Here is a 432-nt window from a genome sequence, read left to right as displayed (position 1 = left end):
AGTCGTTGGCGTCGGTTATATTTCCTTGAGGGTTAAAGCGGATCACGGCCATAGAACGCTCAATAGCGCTGATGACATTTTCATTGTGCCTTGAGGTGTTAATGGTGCGGGTTAGATTCGATGCGAACAGATCAAAGTGTGTACAGTGCCCGCTGGCATCCACAATCGGCTGCAATACCACACGTAACCACAAGTGCTGGTCATTATTTTGCATTTCCAGAGCACCAGCCCAGTGCTTGCGCTGAGTTAACGCATTTTTAAGCGCCTTGTAGTGCTCCGTACTGCGCGCCAAATTTGGCACGAAGTCGAGCAACGCTCTGGCTTGCCACGCGTGGCTGCTAATCTGGGTCTCAGTTTCAAAAAGTGTGTTGGCAGAGATAATCACTCCTTGCAAATCCAAGGTTAGATGGATCATCTCTTCACTTAAACTAG

General features: G+C 48.6%; 1 protein-coding gene. It reads right to left on the bottom strand.

Annotation, left to right across the window (positions count from 1 at the left end; genetic code table 11):
* The coding region (locus CWC14_RS18555; protein WP_502705434.1) for a PAS domain-containing protein at window positions 1–415 on the bottom strand (415 nt) is incomplete at its 3' end.
* Window positions 416–432 lie beyond the last annotated feature (17 nt).

This window comes from Pseudoalteromonas sp. S3260 (assembly GCF_005886925.1).
Taxonomy (GTDB): Bacteria; Pseudomonadota; Gammaproteobacteria; order Enterobacterales; family Alteromonadaceae; genus Pseudoalteromonas; species Pseudoalteromonas tetraodonis.
This window is presented reverse-complemented; position numbering and strand designations above follow the sequence as displayed.